The sequence below is a fragment of the Acinetobacter sp. 25-47-130 genome (genome assembly GCF_056779705.1).
This window is the reverse complement of sequence record NZ_JBWYII010000001.1, coordinates 68,801-85,731: the sequence shown is the minus strand read 5'-3', so window position 1 is coordinate 85,731 and position 16,931 is coordinate 68,801. Positions and strand designations below refer to the sequence as shown.

15 protein-coding genes are annotated in these 16,931 nt (G+C 38.4%); 4 read left to right on the top strand and 11 right to left on the bottom strand.

From position 1 onward, the window contains the following. Positions 1-51 precede the first annotated feature (51 nt). The 3 genes from AC1M83_RS00420 to AC1M83_RS00410 form a co-directional block, all read right to left on the bottom strand. Entirely contained in the window at positions 52-984 is a 933-nt protein-coding gene (locus AC1M83_RS00420) for an FAD-binding protein (protein ID WP_481589706.1), read from the bottom strand. Between the two features lie 18 nt (positions 985-1,002). After that, positions 1,003-1,755, bottom strand: a complete 753-nt coding sequence (locus AC1M83_RS00415) for an electron transfer flavoprotein subunit beta/FixA family protein (protein ID WP_035266425.1) — start codon at positions 1,753-1,755, stop codon at positions 1,003-1,005. 452 nt (positions 1,756-2,207) lie between these two features. Next, the gene (locus tag AC1M83_RS00410; protein ID WP_179998480.1) at positions 2,208-2,816 is read right to left on the bottom strand and encodes a LysE family translocator; all 609 of its coding nucleotides are present in this window, start codon (positions 2,814-2,816) and stop codon (positions 2,208-2,210) included. Between the two features lie 112 nt (positions 2,817-2,928). On the opposite strand from AC1M83_RS00410, the gene AC1M83_RS00405 reads away from it, so the two are divergent. Beyond that, a complete protein-coding gene (locus AC1M83_RS00405) occupies positions 2,929-3,423 on the top strand; it encodes an Lrp/AsnC family transcriptional regulator (protein WP_092765973.1) in 495 nt (164 codons plus the stop codon). An 85-nt stretch (positions 3,424-3,508) separates the two neighbouring features. Here AC1M83_RS00405 and mtlD read toward each other — a convergent pair whose 3' ends face one another. Both mtlD and AC1M83_RS00395 read right to left on the bottom strand, forming a co-directional pair. Continuing rightward, complete coding sequence (gene mtlD / locus AC1M83_RS00400; protein ID WP_481589705.1) at positions 3,509-5,656, bottom strand: bifunctional mannitol-1-phosphate dehydrogenase/phosphatase; 2,148 nt, start codon at positions 5,654-5,656, stop codon at positions 3,509-3,511. Positions 5,657-5,866: 210 nt separating this feature from the next. Further along, positions 5,867-6,241, bottom strand: a complete 375-nt coding sequence (locus AC1M83_RS00395; RefSeq protein WP_481588525.1) for a hypothetical protein — start codon at positions 6,239-6,241, stop codon at positions 5,867-5,869. 336 nt (positions 6,242-6,577) lie between these two features. Here AC1M83_RS00395 and AC1M83_RS00390 point away from each other — a divergent pair, with 336 nt between their 5' ends. After that, positions 6,578-8,248, top strand: a complete 1,671-nt coding sequence (locus AC1M83_RS00390) for an amidase (RefSeq protein ID WP_481589704.1) — start codon at positions 6,578-6,580, stop codon at positions 8,246-8,248. 60 nt (positions 8,249-8,308) lie between these two features. Here AC1M83_RS00390 and AC1M83_RS00385 read toward each other — a convergent pair whose 3' ends face one another. The 5 genes from AC1M83_RS00385 to AC1M83_RS00365 form a co-directional block, all read right to left on the bottom strand. After that, on the bottom strand, positions 8,309-9,226 hold the full coding sequence (locus AC1M83_RS00385) for a tyrosine recombinase XerC (RefSeq protein WP_481589703.1): 918 nt from the start codon (positions 9,224-9,226) through the stop codon (positions 8,309-8,311). 112 nt (positions 9,227-9,338) lie between these two features. Next, positions 9,339-10,181, bottom strand: coding sequence for a diaminopimelate epimerase (gene dapF, locus AC1M83_RS00380; RefSeq protein WP_092765969.1), 843 nt, complete (start codon positions 10,179-10,181; stop codon positions 9,339-9,341). Positions 10,182-10,192: 11 nt separating this feature from the next. Further along, positions 10,193-11,437 (bottom strand): diaminopimelate decarboxylase, encoded by a 1,245-nt coding sequence (gene lysA, locus AC1M83_RS00375; RefSeq protein WP_481589702.1) that lies wholly within the window; start codon positions 11,435-11,437, stop codon positions 10,193-10,195. Positions 11,438-11,484: 47 nt separating this feature from the next. After that, positions 11,485-11,679 carry an LPS translocon maturation chaperone LptM gene (gene lptM, locus AC1M83_RS00370; RefSeq protein ID WP_035267033.1) on the bottom strand — a complete coding sequence of 65 codons (195 nt, stop codon included), beginning with the start codon at positions 11,677-11,679 and terminating at the stop codon, positions 11,485-11,487. A 139-nt stretch (positions 11,680-11,818) separates the two neighbouring features. Continuing rightward, positions 11,819-13,216 (bottom strand): amino acid permease, encoded by a 1,398-nt coding sequence (locus AC1M83_RS00365; protein WP_481589701.1) that lies wholly within the window; start codon positions 13,214-13,216, stop codon positions 11,819-11,821. Positions 13,217-13,538: 322 nt separating this feature from the next. Between AC1M83_RS00365 and AC1M83_RS00360 the strand changes: the two genes are divergently transcribed. Continuing rightward, positions 13,539-14,897 (top strand): alanine/glycine:cation symporter family protein, encoded by a 1,359-nt coding sequence (locus AC1M83_RS00360; RefSeq protein ID WP_179998488.1) that lies wholly within the window; start codon positions 13,539-13,541, stop codon positions 14,895-14,897. 58 nt (positions 14,898-14,955) lie between these two features. Here the strand turns inward: AC1M83_RS00360 and AC1M83_RS00355 are convergent, their stop codons facing one another. Continuing rightward, positions 14,956-15,354: a hypothetical protein gene (locus AC1M83_RS00355; RefSeq protein WP_481589700.1), complete on the bottom strand. Its 399-nt coding sequence runs from the start codon at positions 15,352-15,354 to the stop codon at positions 14,956-14,958. Positions 15,355-15,541: 187 nt separating this feature from the next. On the opposite strand from AC1M83_RS00355, the gene radA reads away from it, so the two are divergent. Further along, the gene (gene radA / locus AC1M83_RS00350) at positions 15,542-16,930 is read left to right on the top strand and encodes a DNA repair protein RadA (RefSeq protein ID WP_035267023.1); all 1,389 of its coding nucleotides are present in this window, start codon (positions 15,542-15,544) and stop codon (positions 16,928-16,930) included. The last annotated feature ends 1 nt before the right edge of the window (position 16,931 follow it).

Below are 16,931 nucleotides of genomic sequence, written 5' to 3'. Positions count from 1 at the left end.
AAAATGAAATGAATCATTACTCGATCAGAGCATTAGTACAGCAATGCTGAATTAGATTTTAGAAACTAATTCTGGAACCACTGTATTTAAGTCACCTACTAACCAGTAGTCAGCTACTGCATTAATTGGAGCTTCTTCATCTTTGTTGATCGCAACGATCACCTTAGAATCTTTCATACCTGCCAAGTGCTGAATCGCACCAGAGATACCTACAGCAATATAAAGGTCTGGCGCAACGATTTTACCCGTTTGACCAACTTGCATATCGTTTGGAACGAAACCAGCATCTACTGCTGCACGAGATGCACCTTGAGCTGCACCAAGCTTATCAGCTAATGGATCAAGTACTTTATGGTAATTCTCACCAGAACCTACACCACGTCCACCAGATACAACAATGCGAGCTGCTGTTAATTCTGGACGTTCTGATTTTACGATTTCTTCAGATACGAACTTAGAAATACCCGCATCACCAGGAGAAGTTGCAGCTTCAACCGCAGCAGATCCACCTTCAGCAGCAACTGCATCAAACGCTGTACCACGAACTGTACCAACAACAACTGATTCACCAGACTCTACAGTTGCAATCGCGTTACCAGCATAGATTGGACGCTTGAAAGTTTTAGGACCATCAACTGCAATAATGTCAGTAATCATACTTACATCAAGAAGTGCTGCAGCACGTGGAAGTACGTTTTTGCCCGTCGTTGTAGACGCCGCAAGAATGTGTGAATAGCCTGTACCAATTGAAGCAACAAGCTTTGCTACATTTTCAGCCAATTGGTTTGCATATGCAGCATCGTCAGCTAAAAGAACTTTGCTTACACCAGCAACTTTAGCAGCTTCATCAGCAACTGCTTGAGCGCCTGAACCAGCAACTAATACAGTGATATCACCACCGATTTTTTGAGCCGCAGCTACAACGTTTAAAGTTGCACCGTTAAGTGCTTTGTTGTCGTGCTCAGCGATTACTAAAATACTCATGATTTTTATCCTTCTGTATTAGATCACTTTCGCTTCATTTTTTAGTTTTTCAACAAGCTCATCAACAGACTTCACTTGAACACCAGCTTTACGTTCAGCAGGCGCTTCAACTTTAACAGTCTTAAGCTTAGTTGCAGGATTAACACCAAAATCTGCAGGAGATTTAGTATCAAGCGGTTTCTTACGTGCTTTCATGATGTTTGGTAGAGCAGCATAACGTGGCTCATTCAAACGTAAGTCAGTCGTAATGATCGCTGGAAGTGCTAGTTCAACAGTTTGTAAACCACCGTCGATTTCACGAGTCACTTGTACTTTATCGCCTTCAACTTTAACTTCTGAAGCAAATGTACCTTGACCAGCACCAAGTAATGCGCCAAGCATCTGACCAACTTGGTTAGAGTCGTCATCAATTGCTTGTTTACCAAGAAGGATAAGTTGTGGCTGTTCAGCGTCTACAACGCCTTTAAGAATCTTCGCAACTTCTAAAGCACCAAGTTGGCTATCATCAGCTTCAACTAGGATACCGCGGTCTGCACCAAGCGCCATTGCAGAACGGATTTGTTCTTGCGCTTCTTTAGGACCAATAGAAACAACAACGATTTCTGAAACAGTTCCTTTTTCTTTTAAGCGAACCGCTTCTTCCACTGCGATTTCACAGAATGGGTTAATTGACATTTTAACGTTAGTAAGGTCAACCCCACTATTGTCCGGCTTTACGCGAACTTTAACGTTGGCATCAACCACACGTTTTACAGCAACAAGAGCCTTCATGTAATCCTCGGCTGTTTTAACAGAAGTAAATATTCAGAAAAGTTATAATAACTCTTCATTTAAAATTTTTAGGTGTCCTATCTTGCAATGTGTTTGGCATTTCGGTCAAGTCACAATTCACAAAACTGCTGTAAAAAAGCGTAATTTTCGTTGAACGGAGCGTTCACAAAATTATTTTGTTAATAAATTTGTCAGCTTTTCAATATTTTTTGTAAAAAATTAAACTTTGATTTTTAATATTTTTTTAATTTATTAACTACATCAGTTGAATTGATGCTGTAGACTCTTATTTTACGTTGAAAAGCGTTGGCGTGAGTCACCAAATTTGAGGTAAAAAATGTCATAACAGACAGCAAAAATTACAATAACAGCTCTTCTTTTTGAGTATAATTTAACCAAAGTTAATTCTATTTGAATAGAAAGCGCAAACATTAGTTTGCGTTTTTTTAATGTTAATTCACAATGAGCCATGTTGCTGCCAATGAAAGCATCACTCCCGAACCACCATCAATCCATTTTTGACGTTTTTCATTTATCCCTGTTTTCTGTGTCAAAAATGCAAATACAAAACTCAATGATGAATAAATAATTAAGCATAATCCAATGAAGATTAGGGATAAGACAATCCCCTGTCCCATAATCGAAGAGGTATGCTGGTTAATAAATTGAGGCAAAATCGCAAAATAAATAAGCATACCTTTAGGATTAAGTAAGGATGTTATAAAACCGCGTCTAATCGGACTATTGACCTGACTTTGTTTAATTTCAATATTTTTGTGATTAAGCGCAGATCGAATCAAATTAAATGCCAAATAAAGCAAATAACAGATTCCTAACCATTTGATCGTTTCAAAAATAATAGGGAAAGAAATAATGATAGCCGCAATACCCACAACGACTAAAAAAGAATGGACGAAATAACCCAAACACACCCCTAAAGTCGCCATAACGCCTGCTTTCGCATTTTTACCCATTACCTGTGACAGAATAAATAACATATCCGGACCAGGCGTAAAAATAAGAGGGATAACTGTCAAAGCAAATAACCAATAGGTAGACATTTTCTTTCTTCCATCATTAATGAAAATGAAAAAAAAGTATCTTCGAATTTACATAAAATAGGATTTCAAATATTCTATTTATTCTTTAATTTTTAGAATTTAATTCTAATATATGAAAATAATATCTAAATCAATTTCAGTTAAATTAGATCGTATCGATAAAAGTATCATTCATGAACTTCAAACCAACGGTCGAATTCAAAATAATGATTTAGCCAAAGAGATTGGCTTATCACCATCCTCTTGTTTAAGACGCGTAAAAATTCTCGAAGATGCTGGAGTCATCCAGCAATACACAACCATTGTTGATCCTCAAAAAATCGGATTACAACTTATTCTATTTTCGCGTATTTGGTTGGTGGGACAAGACGCTGAAACCATCGATACTTTTATTGAAGCGATGAAAGAACTCCCTCAAGTCATGGAGTGCTATATTATTTTGGGCGAATGTGATGCGATGTTAAAAGTTGTCGTACCTGATTTGGAGAACTATCGTAAATTTCAGTCAGAACACTTAACCAAAAAAAATGGGATTACCAGTGTGAAAACGGATTTACCCAGTCAAATCATTAAACAAAGCTATCAACTGCCCCTGCAATCAATTTAATACCATAAAGCAATCGATCCGACTGACTTTTCAGATCGGACCGATTATCCATTTTGATCTAGTCAAAAGTCGAATGTTCAATACTTTAAGTTTTTTCAACCTCGATTTTTTCATTCAAAATATTTTCTAAAAGTGCATGCTCATTCACCGATTCACTCAATTTAGGATCACAAATTTTGAGTCTCCGTTTCAGCTCTTCCTGTAAATACAATTGATCCTCAAGTTCCAATTCAGTTTGACTAAGTTGCTGAGCAAAATGCCGAATCACATCTTCAAATCGTTGATTTTGCTTCAATATAACGTATGCATAACCCAATACAAGCCCTTTGAAAATTTCCTGATAAGGCTTGCCACGTTGAAAATTGTATGCCAATGAAGATAGTACCCGCTCACCAAAACCTAACTTACGATATGGGTCTCGTGCCACTCGATCACATGGGTCTTTATAAGCCGTCTCACAAGAGTCGATAAAACTCTTCGCCAACAATTCTAAATTTTCTTTTCGATGTGGTAGTAGATCCTTTAATCCAACTTTAACCTCATGGAGTACTGCCAACATAAATTTAGAAATTTGCTCATCAGACAGTGCAATCCCGATTGTTTCATATTGTCGAAAACTTGCAGCCCATGCTGTCATTGCATGCACACCATTCCACATGCGATTTTTGATTAACTGTATCTCTTCAATCTCTTCAACCAGAATCATTTGGCGCATTTTTTCTAATAAAGGACTATTATTTTCTACATAAAGTGGCATATCTGTTTCGGCATGGAATAAGATTAATTCTAGATTCTGTAGAATATGCGCCGATTTGAATTTTTCGTATAGATCGTCAATATACTGAGTAGCCAATTGTTCTTGTTCAGCATTTAAACGCGTCCCTTCATCCACATCCGTCACGTCTAAATCATGCTCATCCTGCACATGTCTAAAAATGTTGTATTTGATTTTTAACTGTCTAAATAATTTTTGATCTGTAATTTTCGCTACCATTCGATTGACTACTGTATCGCAAAAATAGTGCTGCGACATGATGATATTGACCGTCTTCGCATCCGTAATTTCATGCAAAGCACTACAAATCTGTTGTTCAATTAATGATTTTGCGCCTACTTTGTTCAAAACAATTAAAACTGTTAGAGGATTCAACTGTTCTTCAAAATGGATATAACGCGCATACAACCCTTGAGCAATGGTTTTAGCCTCTTGCTCGATTGCCTTTTCAGGTAAACACAGTGCAATTAAACTTGATTCAATATACATGTGCTGCATCATTTCAATATTTGATGCATCTATGACGGTTATATTGTCTATTCGCTCGTCATGAGAGTGTTGCCCATAACGAATACTGTAACCACCAAAAGTATTCACACTATTTCTATAGAGTGAATTCCGCGTTGAAGCATAGATTTGTTTTGGTCGAGTATATCCATCCCAATGAGACAATACTTGGGCAATATAGCCACCACCTATTGCCCCAAAACCATGTATCCCCACGACATGCTGATTTAAAGTCTGAGGAAAAGAGTCAAATAGAGCAGGCATTTTTAATTTTGGTGTAAATTGATTCAAATCTTCCAGAAAATCATGCATGCTTTCGTAAAAGAAATTCGCTTTTTCGAGCATGGTTGAATTAGGTTCTTTGATATCTTGAAGTAATACCGTTAATCCACCCGCTTCAAACGCCGACATCACTCCATTTTCTGAGTCTTCAAACATTAAACATAAAGTTGGATCAATGTTCAGTTGCTCAGCAGCTTTTAAGAAAATTTCTGGGTGTGGTTTTCCATTATCAACCTCATCGCCGCATACGATAATGTCGAAAAACTTATATACATTGGCATTGATTAAATACTCTTCAGCTATTTCACGTCGACTCGAAGTTGCTACTGCCATTTTCAGATTGGACTTTCTTAAACGTTCAAGAACTTGCATGAGTCCAAATTTAATCGGCACTCCGTATTTTCTTACTTGCTCAAGTTCTAGCTGATCTGCTCGCTTTCTAATTTCCGCATACGGCACTTCTTGACCATATTGCTGATTTGCCAGTTTTTCGGCACTACGAGCACTTAAACCCAAACAAGATAATAAATAGGCGTCTGTAAATTCGACACCAATGAGTTCTAATGATGCTTGCTTCAAAGTTTGAAAACGAAGTCGCTCCGTATCAAACATTGTGCCATCCATATCAAAAATGGCGGCATGGATATTATTTTCATGAAATTTAATCATTTACCCCTCTCCAAAAAAATTCAAAATTACTAGACAAGTGTAAAGAATTTGACTGAATCGAATGAGCAGAATAAATATATGAAACAAAATTGAACGTTATTTAATCAATAATTTTATCTTTATGTATTGAGTTGTTGGAAATGGGTAAATTTAATTTTCTATAAAGTAACAGAGCTAAAATTATTAGCCCTGTTTTTTAAATGATTTTTTTCAAACTTGATTGAGCGCCGCCAAGTAATCACGATGGACGTGACTCAATTCAATAATAGGATATTGTTCTAGTTCAAAAATTTTCCAAACTTCAATAAAGTCTTCTTTCAAATCAACTCCTTGATCTGCAATAGGTCTTTCTTGCCATTGCTGATCAGAAATCCACAAATAAGTCTTAGATGCTATTGGATCAATCGCTTGGATTTTTCCTTCAGTATTAATACCCTGCACATAGGCATTGTTAGGTAGAGCGGCCTCAATCATCGGTAAATTGATTTCCACAAAATGTTTCACCTGACGTAAACCATAACCTGCAAAAATGTCTTTTTGTGCTGAAGAGAGTTGCTGATACTTTTGATCAATATTGTCAATCATGGCTTGACCTAATCATTCCTGCAAAATATTTTTTAATTTGTATACAACTTAAATCCATCTATTAAAGTTATACCTTAAAAATCGTATTAAAAAAAATCAATTCGAAAAATTTAAGCTAAAGTTTAAGGGAAAATTATTTTTAAAAGCGCAGCTTTCAAAAGCTCAATCCCAACAATACATTATTTTTCAAATAATTTTATTCGCATTAAATTAACGCATTTTATTTATACCAATGGTTATTAGCTATTTTCTGGAGCATAAAACTGTAAATTTCATTCATTTTTAGAGTGGCACATTCATTGCTTAACCAGTTTGAACTTAATCTGGGGAATGCACATGATCACATTTAAAAAAACTTTGCTTGTTGTCACGATAGCAACTTTCTTAACAGCCTGTGGTGACAATGAAAGTAGCACAAATAATTCTAACACGCCGCCTCCTGTCCCGTTTAATCCTGTAGAAGCAACCATTAGTGATTTGCATAACTCGATTTTAAGCAAAGGTTCATCTTGTGTTGATGTTGTGCAAGGATATTTAAATCGTATATCAGCTTACGATCGACAAGGTCCAGAGCTCAATAGCATTATTTCTTTAAACCCAAATGCACTTAAAGAAGCAGAAGTGCTCGACCAACAATTTGCAAAAAATTCGAAACTTTCAGGACCTCTTCACTGTGTCACTGTACTCGCTAAAGACAATATTGATGCTGTAGATATGGCGAACACAGCAGGTTCTGTAGCATTAAAAGATAATTTTCCACATGATGATGCCTATATCATAAAAAATATCAAAGAAAATGGCGGAATCATTTTAGGAAAAGCCAATCTTGATGAGTTCGCTTTCGGCTTTGGTGGAAAATCAACTCTAGGTGATCAAACTAAAAATGTGTATGACTTAAGTAAAGGCCCAGGTGGTTCATCATCAGGAACTGGCGCTGCCATATCTGCAAGTTTTGCAATGGTGGGAATAGGAACTGATACGGGAGGGTCAATTCGTGTGCCTTCATCAGTACAGGGTCTTGTCGGTTTACGACCATCTTTACGTCTTTTGAGCCAAGATGGAATTATTCCACTGGCACCAACTCAAGATACTGCTGGACCAATGTGTAGACAAGCTATTGACTGTGCAAAGTTAATGGATGCAATGATCGGATTCGATAGCTCATTAAGTTCAAATCAACGCAGTGAATTTGCACGTACTTCTCCTCTTCTAAAATCAGAGTCTGCTTATCGCGAATTGATTAATCAACCGAATAGCTACGTTCCTCATGACACTGTAAGTCTTGCAGGAAAGCGTATTGGTATAGTACAAGCACTTTACCCTTCCGAAGGTTCAACCACTCAACAGAAAGAAGACTACAATCTCGTTAAAGAAGCAATGGACAACGCAATTACTAAACTTGAAGAGGCTGGAGCAACTGTAGAAATAGTTACAATAAGCGATCTAAATACAATTTTGACACGTTATTCGAGTCTTTCAAGTGCTGAATTTAAAATATCACTTACAGAGTATTTAAAGACCACAAGAAGTATTTACCAATCGTATGAAGATTTACTCGCTAGTGAACTAATGATCCGTAACTTCAGTGGCTATAATTCTGATCCAACAAGTGCTTCATATATTGAGAATTATGAGCGCAACACCATTGAAAGAAGTCCATTCGTGCGCTTACGCATGAACAGCGCTTTAAATAATGTTGAACTAGATGGTACTCGTAAAGGCGTACAATACGACGCTTTAGCCTACCCTTCTATTACTGGGTTCGCTGGTAATTTAGGAAGTAGCCCGACCACAGGTACCAATAATCGCCTAAGTCCGTTTAGTGGTTTTCCTGCATTATCTATGCCTGCTAAATCAGTCAACTCAAGTCGCAGTAGTTATCCTATGAATGTTAACATCGAGTTTATTGCTCGTGAATTTGATGAGCCGACTTTATTTGAAATCGCAGTCGCATTCCAAAAAGTGAATCCCGCACGTATGATACCTATACACACACCAGCACTATAAACAGATAACTTTATCATTCAGTACAGTATTAGGTATATTCAATATACTTAATACTGAGGATTAAGATTTTTGGGCTCTAGGGTGAGCTTTATCATAGACTTGAGCCAAACGATCAAAATCTAACTGAGTATAAATTTGTGTCGTAGATAAATTACTATGACCTAGCATTTCTTGAACTGCTCGTAAATCACCACTGTTTGAAAGCAGATGACTAGCAAAACAGTGTCGCAGTAAGTGAGGATGTAAATCCACATTTACGCCCGCTCTTTGTGCTTGCAATTTGACTCGATTTTCAATCTGTCGATTCGTCAATCGACTCCCTTTTTTGGTAATAAAAACTGGGGAATCCAATTCAATGTCTCCACACCAGATACGATGGACTTTGAGCCATTCAATTAAACTTGTTTTCGCTTTTAAACCAAAAGGAACAACCCGAGTTTTATTTCCCTTACCCGTAATTCGAAGTAATTGTCGTGTAAAATCGATATCTCGAATATTCAATCCTTGTACTTCAGCTAATCGCAAACCACTTGAATAAAGCAACTCCAAAATAGCTTTATCTCTTAACCACAAGAGATGATCTTGAGAGGATTCAGGTGCAGGTTGATCCATGATTTGCTGAATCGTTTCGACATCAACCATACCCGGCAAAGGCCTTGGCTGTCTTTTTAACTTAAAATCATGAATGGGATTATTCGATACATATTTCCCTTCCACAGCCCATTTCATGAATTGACGAATGGCTGTTAAATGACGTTGTAAGCTTGCACTATTGAGTTGATGATGTTCAACCTTATAAGCCATATATTCTCGTAAATCAGATGCTTCAACCTGATTTAATTCAATTTTCTTTTCATAACAAAAGTCAATGAAACCAGACACATCACGGAAATACGCCTCAAGCGTATGCTCAGATTGATTTTGAATCTTTCTCTCTTTCAACCACATTGACAGCAATTGCATTGCGCCATATTGCATTTGGCTTTCTCTCTATTGAATCGATGTCTAATCATCAATACTCGTGGGCATTCCAACAAATCATAAAGTAAAAAGCCCTGAATTTCAGGGCTTTTTAGTTAGGAAATAAGTTTTATTGAAAATAACGTAGATCCAAACGACCTTCATAAACCGTTGCAGTTGGACCAGTCATCCAAACCACATCTCCCTCTTTCCATTCAATCAGCAATTTACCGCCGGCAAGTTCGATTTCCACATTGCTAGACAATAAACCACGGCGCATACCTGAGACAGCAGCAGCACATGCACCTGTACCACAAGCTAATGTTTCTCCCACACCACGTTCAAAAACTCGTAATCGAGCATGTTTTTCATCAACGATCTGCATAAATCCAGCATTTACACGCTCAGGAAAACGTTCATGCGACTCCACTTGCGGGCCTATTTTAGCAACATCAGCAGTTAACACGTCTGGAACAATAGTCACTGCATGCGGATTTCCCATATTGACCACATCGATGCTGATCGTCTCATTATCCGCTAAAGCTAAATCATATAAAGCAGCTGGAGCTTCTGCTAGAAATGGGATTTGGTTCGGTAAGAACTTCGGATACCCCATGTTCACACGAACCCATCCATTCGCACCCAACTCAGGCTCGACAATCCCCGCCTTTGTTTGCACTTTGAATTTAGTTTTATTGGTTAAATGACGATCATGAACAAATTTGGCAAAACAACGAACGCCATTGCCGCATTGCTCAACTTCAGAACCATCCGCATTAAAAATGCGATATTTGAAATCAACGTTTGGATGATCTGGTGTTTCAACAACTAATAACTGATCAAAACCGATGCCAAAATTACGGTCAGCCAACCGGCGAATCATGACAGGATCTAGATAAGCACGTTGGCTGATTAAATCAACCACCATGAAGTCATTACCTAGACCATGCATTTTAGTAAATTCTAGCAACATCTATTGTCTCCTTAAGGCAATAAGGACTCACGTTCCCACAGAGACTCAATCGTTTCACGTTCACGAATTAAGTGTGCTTGATCACCGTCAACCATCACCTCTGCTGCACGACCTCGGCTGTTGTAATTTGAACTCATCACAAAACCATAAGCACCTGCACCTAAAACGGCTAAATGATCGTTCGCTTGAATCGCAAGTTCACGCTCTTTACCGAGGAAGTCACCTGTTTCACAGATCGCACCAACCACATCCCAAACTTTTTTCTCAGTTTGCGAATTTTGATTAACCTCTTGGATATCCATCCAAGCTTCGTACAAAGAAGGACGAATCAAGTCATTCATTGCTGCATCAACAATTGCAAAATTGCGATGATTGGTTGGTTTCAAAAGATCAACTTTCGTCACCAATACGCCAGCATTCGCTGAAATACTACGACCTGGCTCCATATACACTTTAAGACCAAGTTTTTCTAATGCAGGACGTAAAGCATTTGCATATTCTTCAACTGTCGGTGGAACTTCATCTTTATAAGTCACACCAAGACCACCACCAATATCAATATGTTTTAGGTTGATCCCTAATTTTTTCAATGCTTCAATCATGTTCATGACACGATCAAGTGCATCAACAAAAGGTTGAGTTTCAGTCAATTGTGAACCAATATGACAATCAATTCCTACGATATCTAAGTGACTTAAACTTGCTGCATACTGATAAGTTTCATATACCGAATCAGAAGGAATACCAAATTTATTTTCTTTAAGACCAGTCGAGATATATGGATGTGTTTTGGCATCAACATCTGGATTTACCCGAAGTGAAATTGGAGCTTTTACATTAAGTTCTGCTGCAACTTTTTGAATACGGTCAAGCTCTGCATATGATTCCACATTAAAACAAGCAATACCCACTTCTAATGCTTGACGAATGTCAGCTTCAGACTTGCCCAAACCAGAGAAGACTATTTTAGAAGCGTCACCACCTGCGCGTAAAACACGTGCTAATTCACCACCAGTCACGATATCAAACCCGCAACCAAGTTTCGCCAACACATTTAGAACAGCGATATTTGAGTTTGACTTCACTGCAAAACAAATTTGGTGATCGATAAAATTAAAAGCACGATCCATATCCAAATAATGTTTTTCAAAAGTTGCTTTTGAATAAACATAAAGTGGTGTACCAAATTGCTGAGCAAGTTGATCCAATGAACATTGTTCTGCGTGCAAAACCCCTTGAATGCGAGGGAAACTCATGGATGTATCCTTTCTAAATTGCGCTGGAGAAAAAAAATAAATGAATATTAATCTTGAGTAGGTACAGCATCTGCTTTAGGTTCAGCTTGATCCTGACTTGGGCGATCACTGTTTTTATAAATTAAATATTGTGCTCGCTTGTCATAGTTTGGATCACTGGGTAGTTGTAATGCACCAGTCTGACCACATCCAGCCAAAATTGAAACAACGGCTGCACTGATAACTCCGATCAAAATACGCATACCTACACCTATCAGTAAAATTTATAGAAGTATACCTTGATCATCTAATTCACCAAAGTATTTAACGCAACAGAAATAAAAAAACGCCAGTTTTTACTGACGTTTCTTTTGACTTAAATTGCAAATCATTTATAAGTTTTTATTTTTTCTTATAAAAACCAAAATAACCAATGATCAGAATAACAAACCAAATCGGGCTCACCATCAATGCACGGCGAGTATCATCTTCTAAAGCCAATACCCCAATCATACCAATAAAGAATATAGCAACAATCGCACATGTCACCAATCCACCTGGTAGTTTAAATTTCGATTTGGCATGAAGTTCTGGGCGTGTTTTGTAATAGACCACATAACTCCAAATGATCATCAACCATACACAAATAAATAAAATGGTGGAAAGTGTTGTCGCTAAAGTAAATGCTTCCACCGTATTCGGTACGAAGTATTGCAGTGCTGCCCCTAGTAACAAACATACTGCTGAGAAATACAAGGCATTCGCTGGCACAGCTCGCTTATTCAGTCTTCCAAAAGCTTCAGGAGCTTGAGTCTCGCGCGACAAGCCAAACAGCATGCGGCTGGTTGAGAATACGCCACTGTTCATCGATGACATCACTGAAGACAATACAACCAAATTCATAATAATAGCAGCGGCTGCAATACCTGCTTGACTAAACAAGTTTACAAATGGGGAAATATTCGGATCAATCGTATTCCATGGTGTAACCGACATCACCACCAGCAACGATAAAACATAGAAAATAATGATTCGAATAGGAATCGAATTGACAGCTTTCGGCAAATTCGTTTCAGGATCTTTAGTTTCAGCTGCGGTTGTACCCACCAGTTCTACACCCACAAAAGCAAAAATTGCGATTTGGAAGCCTGCCAAGAAACCGATTGCACCTGTTGGGAAGATCCCGCCGTGTGACCAAATATTACTGAATGCTGCGATTTCACCTGATGTAGAAGTGAAACCTGTAAATATCATCCAAAAGCCAACGCCAATTAAAACCACAATTGCGATAATCTTGATTAAAGCAAACCAGAATTCTAATTCACCAAACAGTTTCACCGTAACAAGATTCAATCCCATGATAAATACGATTGCAGCGATGCTAATCATTACCCCTTCTTCAGGGCTAAAAGGCATCCCATTATTGAAGAACTGAAGGTAATAAATGATCGCCGATAAATCTGCAATACCAATGGTGATCCAACACAGCCAGTAGGTCCAGCCCACAAAGTAACCTGCCCATGGTCCAATTAAATCCGTGGCGAAATCAATAAAAGACTTATATTGCAAATTTGAAAGCAACAATTCGCCTAGTGCTCGCATCACTAAAAAAACCATGAAACCGATGATCATGTAAATTACAAGGATTGAAGGACCAGCTAGGCTAATTGTTTTCCCAGAGCCCATGAACAAACCTGTTCCAATTGCGCCTCCAATTGCAATTAACTGCAAATGTCGATTGGATAGACTTCGTTGTAATTCACCATTTTGCTGAGGCGAATTTATATTTTGATCTGACATTTTCAAATTCACCAAATATATTAATCGGCACAACTTAACTGAAAAAAATCAGATTTCAAAAAGAAAATTAGCACGATCAATATTTTCTAATTAGTTTAAAGTATTAATTCATTTTTCTTATATATCGCCAGAATGATCATTTATTCATCATATTTATTTATCTTATTTTGAGTAAAATATTGAAAATCTTGTTGTTATATGTAAAAAATATAAGTGCAAAAAATAATCAAAAGGAATGATGTGTTTGATCGCACAAAAGTATGGCATATCCCTTGCTTGATCATGCATGTAAAAAACAATCAGGAAAATAAGAAGGTAATTTATGCAAGAAATACAATCAATCATGGAAACACTCAGCGGCTTAGTCTGGGGACCTTATATGCTGGTGCTGATTGTTGGGACAGGTGTTTTCTTAACATTCCGTCTACTTTTTTGGCAATTCAGGATGCTTCCATTAGCATTCAAACAAGTGTTTGGGAAACACCCCGATAAAAAAGACTCGGGAGATATCTCACAGTTTGCCTCACTCATGACTGCACTTTCAGCCACGATTGGTACAGGTAACATCGCAGGGGTAGCGACAGCTTGTGTGCTGGGTGGTCCAGGTGCTGTCTTCTGGATGTGGATGACTGCATTTTTCGGTATGGCAACCAAATACGGTGAAGGTGTTCTGGCAGTCAAATATCGTGTAAAAAATGAAAAAGGTGAAATGTCTGGTGGTCCAATGTACTACATTGAACGAGGACTTGGTGCAAAATGGAAGTGGCTCGCTGTCCTCTTCGCATTATTTGGTACATTGGCATCCTTTGGTATTGGTAGCTCAGTTCAATCAAACACAGTGGCATTAGCAGTAGAAAATAGTTTGGGTATAAGCACGCTCACCACTGCCATCATTATTACGATTTTATCTGCTTTGGTGATTTTAGGTGGCATCAAATCTATTTCGAAAGCATCCTCAATTATTGTTCCTGTCATGGCCTTGGGTTATATCATCGGCGGCTTAATTATTATTTTGAATAATTTAGAATTGGTATTACCAGCTCTTAAAATGATTATCACCTATGCTTTTACAGGCGAGGCAGCAGCAGGTGGAGCCATCGGTGCAGCGATTCGTTACGGTGTTGCCCGTGGTGTATTTTCAAACGAAGCTGGTATGGGCTCTGCTCCAATTGCAGCGGCAGCAGCTAAAACTGATCACCCTGCCCGTCAAGGCCTAGTTTCAATGACAGGTACATTCATTGATACGATTATTGTGTGCTCAATTACGGGTATTGTTCTTGTTATGGGTTTCATCATGGCAGGACAAACATTTGGTGATCAAACTGGGGCTGTTTTGACCATTAGTGTTTTTGACAAATTACTACCAGGATTTGGGGGCTGGGTTGTTACGTTCGGAATCATCTTTTTTGCTTATTCAACTATTTTAGGTTGGAGTTATTACGGTGAAAAATGTTGCACCTATTTACTGGGTGAAAAGTCAGTATTTATCTATCGTCTCATTTATATTGCTTCGGTATTTGTAGGCTGTGTCGTCACACTTGATTTAGTTTGGCTTTTCGCAGACACCTTCAATGGGTTAATGGCAGCACCAAACTTAATTGCCTTATTATTACTTTCTGGAGTCATTGCAAAAGAATCTAAAGACTTTATTGAACGTCGAAAATCTGGTGAGCTTTATTAAATAAATTAATAGAATTAAACCAATAAAAAAGCCTCATTGATGAGGCTTTTTTATCTTTTCACGAAAATTTCTGCTCATTCAAATTTTGTTTTTCCTCTTGATCCTTTGCAATTTCTTCCGCAACCTCTAAGCTCAATACAAAAAATAGAACATGTTCAATTATCATATTGCCTTGTTCATCTTCAAGATAATTTTTAACCAGCTGATACTGCTTATTTTGCTCATCAAAAGGAATATCTAGATATAGGTCACCCAGATAGCTATCAATTTCATCCTCACCTGACAAACCTAGACATGGCTCAAATTCAATTTCATGTTGTTCAAGCCATGTAATCACAAGATCTCGAATATTTTCTTCCTCATTCTGATCATCCGTGTAATTCTCAAAATGAATAAACAGCACATCACGCTGTATTTCACGTGCGATGGCATCAATATGTTGGGCGTACAAGCGCATATCAAATAACTCAGTCGATTCTTGATATGAGTATAAATTAATTCATGATCGCTTTAATTCAATATCTCGTTAAAGCACACGTCATGACTTGTCTTATTGTTTTTAAATTTGATCAATATTTTTTTGTTTTCGCGACCTTTACTCAGTATGCTCAGCATATAGAAAATCACAAAACCTATATCAAGTTATGGCTAAAGCAAAAAGTGTATATCGCTGTGAACAATGTGGCGCAGATCATCCTAAATGGGCAGGTCAATGCTCAGAATGCGGAGAATGGAACAGTTTAGTTGAAGTCACCATTGCCCCAGCGATTACGCATCGCGCAAATCCAAAAATTGCAGGCGGTTATGCTGGTCAAGCAGCATCAATCACTACATTGAATCAAGTTTCAGTTTCTCACGAAACACGTTTAGCAACAGGGATTGGAGAATTTGATCGCGTTTTAGGCGGAGGGCTTGTTACTGGTTCAGTTGTACTGATCGGTGGTGACCCTGGTATTGGTAAATCAACAATTCTTTTGCAGACGGCAACCCATATGGCTGCCGCGAAAAGTTCCGCCCTATATGTCACTGGTGAGGAATCTTTATCTCAAGTTGCATTACGTGCCAATCGTTTGGATCTTCCAACTGATCAATTAAAAGTGATGGCTGAGACGTGCGTAGAGCGTATTTGCGAAGTATTAGCGCATGAACGACCTGCTGTCGCGATCTTAGACTCGATTCAAACTTTATACACTGAAACTTTACAGTCTGCGCCAGGCGGCGTTTCTCAAATTCGAGAATCTGCAGCCCTTCTGACACGTTTTGCGAAGAACAGCGGAACAGCTTTATTTATTGTGGGTCATGTGACCAAAGAAGGTGCTTTAGCTGGCCCTCGTGTTTTAGAACACATGGTCGATTGCGTACTTTATTTTGAAGGTCAATCTGATTCACGTTATCGAATGATTCGAGCTGTTAAAAATCGTTTTGGTGCAGTCAATGAACTCGGTGTTTTTGGGATGACTGATAAAGGGCTTAGAGAGGTTGCCAATCCCTCAGCCATCTTTCTTAGCCGATATGATGAAGCGATTCCTGGTTCTATCGTCATGATTAGTCGAGAAGGCACACGTCCACTCTTAGTTGAAGTGCAAGCCCTAGTAGATGACGCGCATGGTCAACCTCGCCGTGTTGCATTGGGTCTTGAGCAAAACCGTTTGAATATGCTACTCGCCGTCATGCACCGTCATGGTGGTGTTCAAACTTCTGGTCAAGACGTATATGTGAATGTTGTTGGTGGCTTAAAAATTACTGAAACGGGTTCAGATCTCGCCGTCTTATTGGCCTGTGCTTCAAGTTTGAGAGCAAAAGCACTCCCTCAGCAATTGGCTGTATTTGGCGAAGTGGGATTATCGGGAGAGATTCGTCCCGTACCTAACGGGCAGGAACGGTTGAAGGAAGCAATTAAGCACGGGTTTAAATATATTATAGTCCCTAGAGCGAATGCACCACAAAAGGATATTCCTGGTGTTCGCATTATCGCCGTTGCCCGTCTACATGAAGCTTTAACTGAAGCGATGAGCTTAGCGGATGAACATTAAT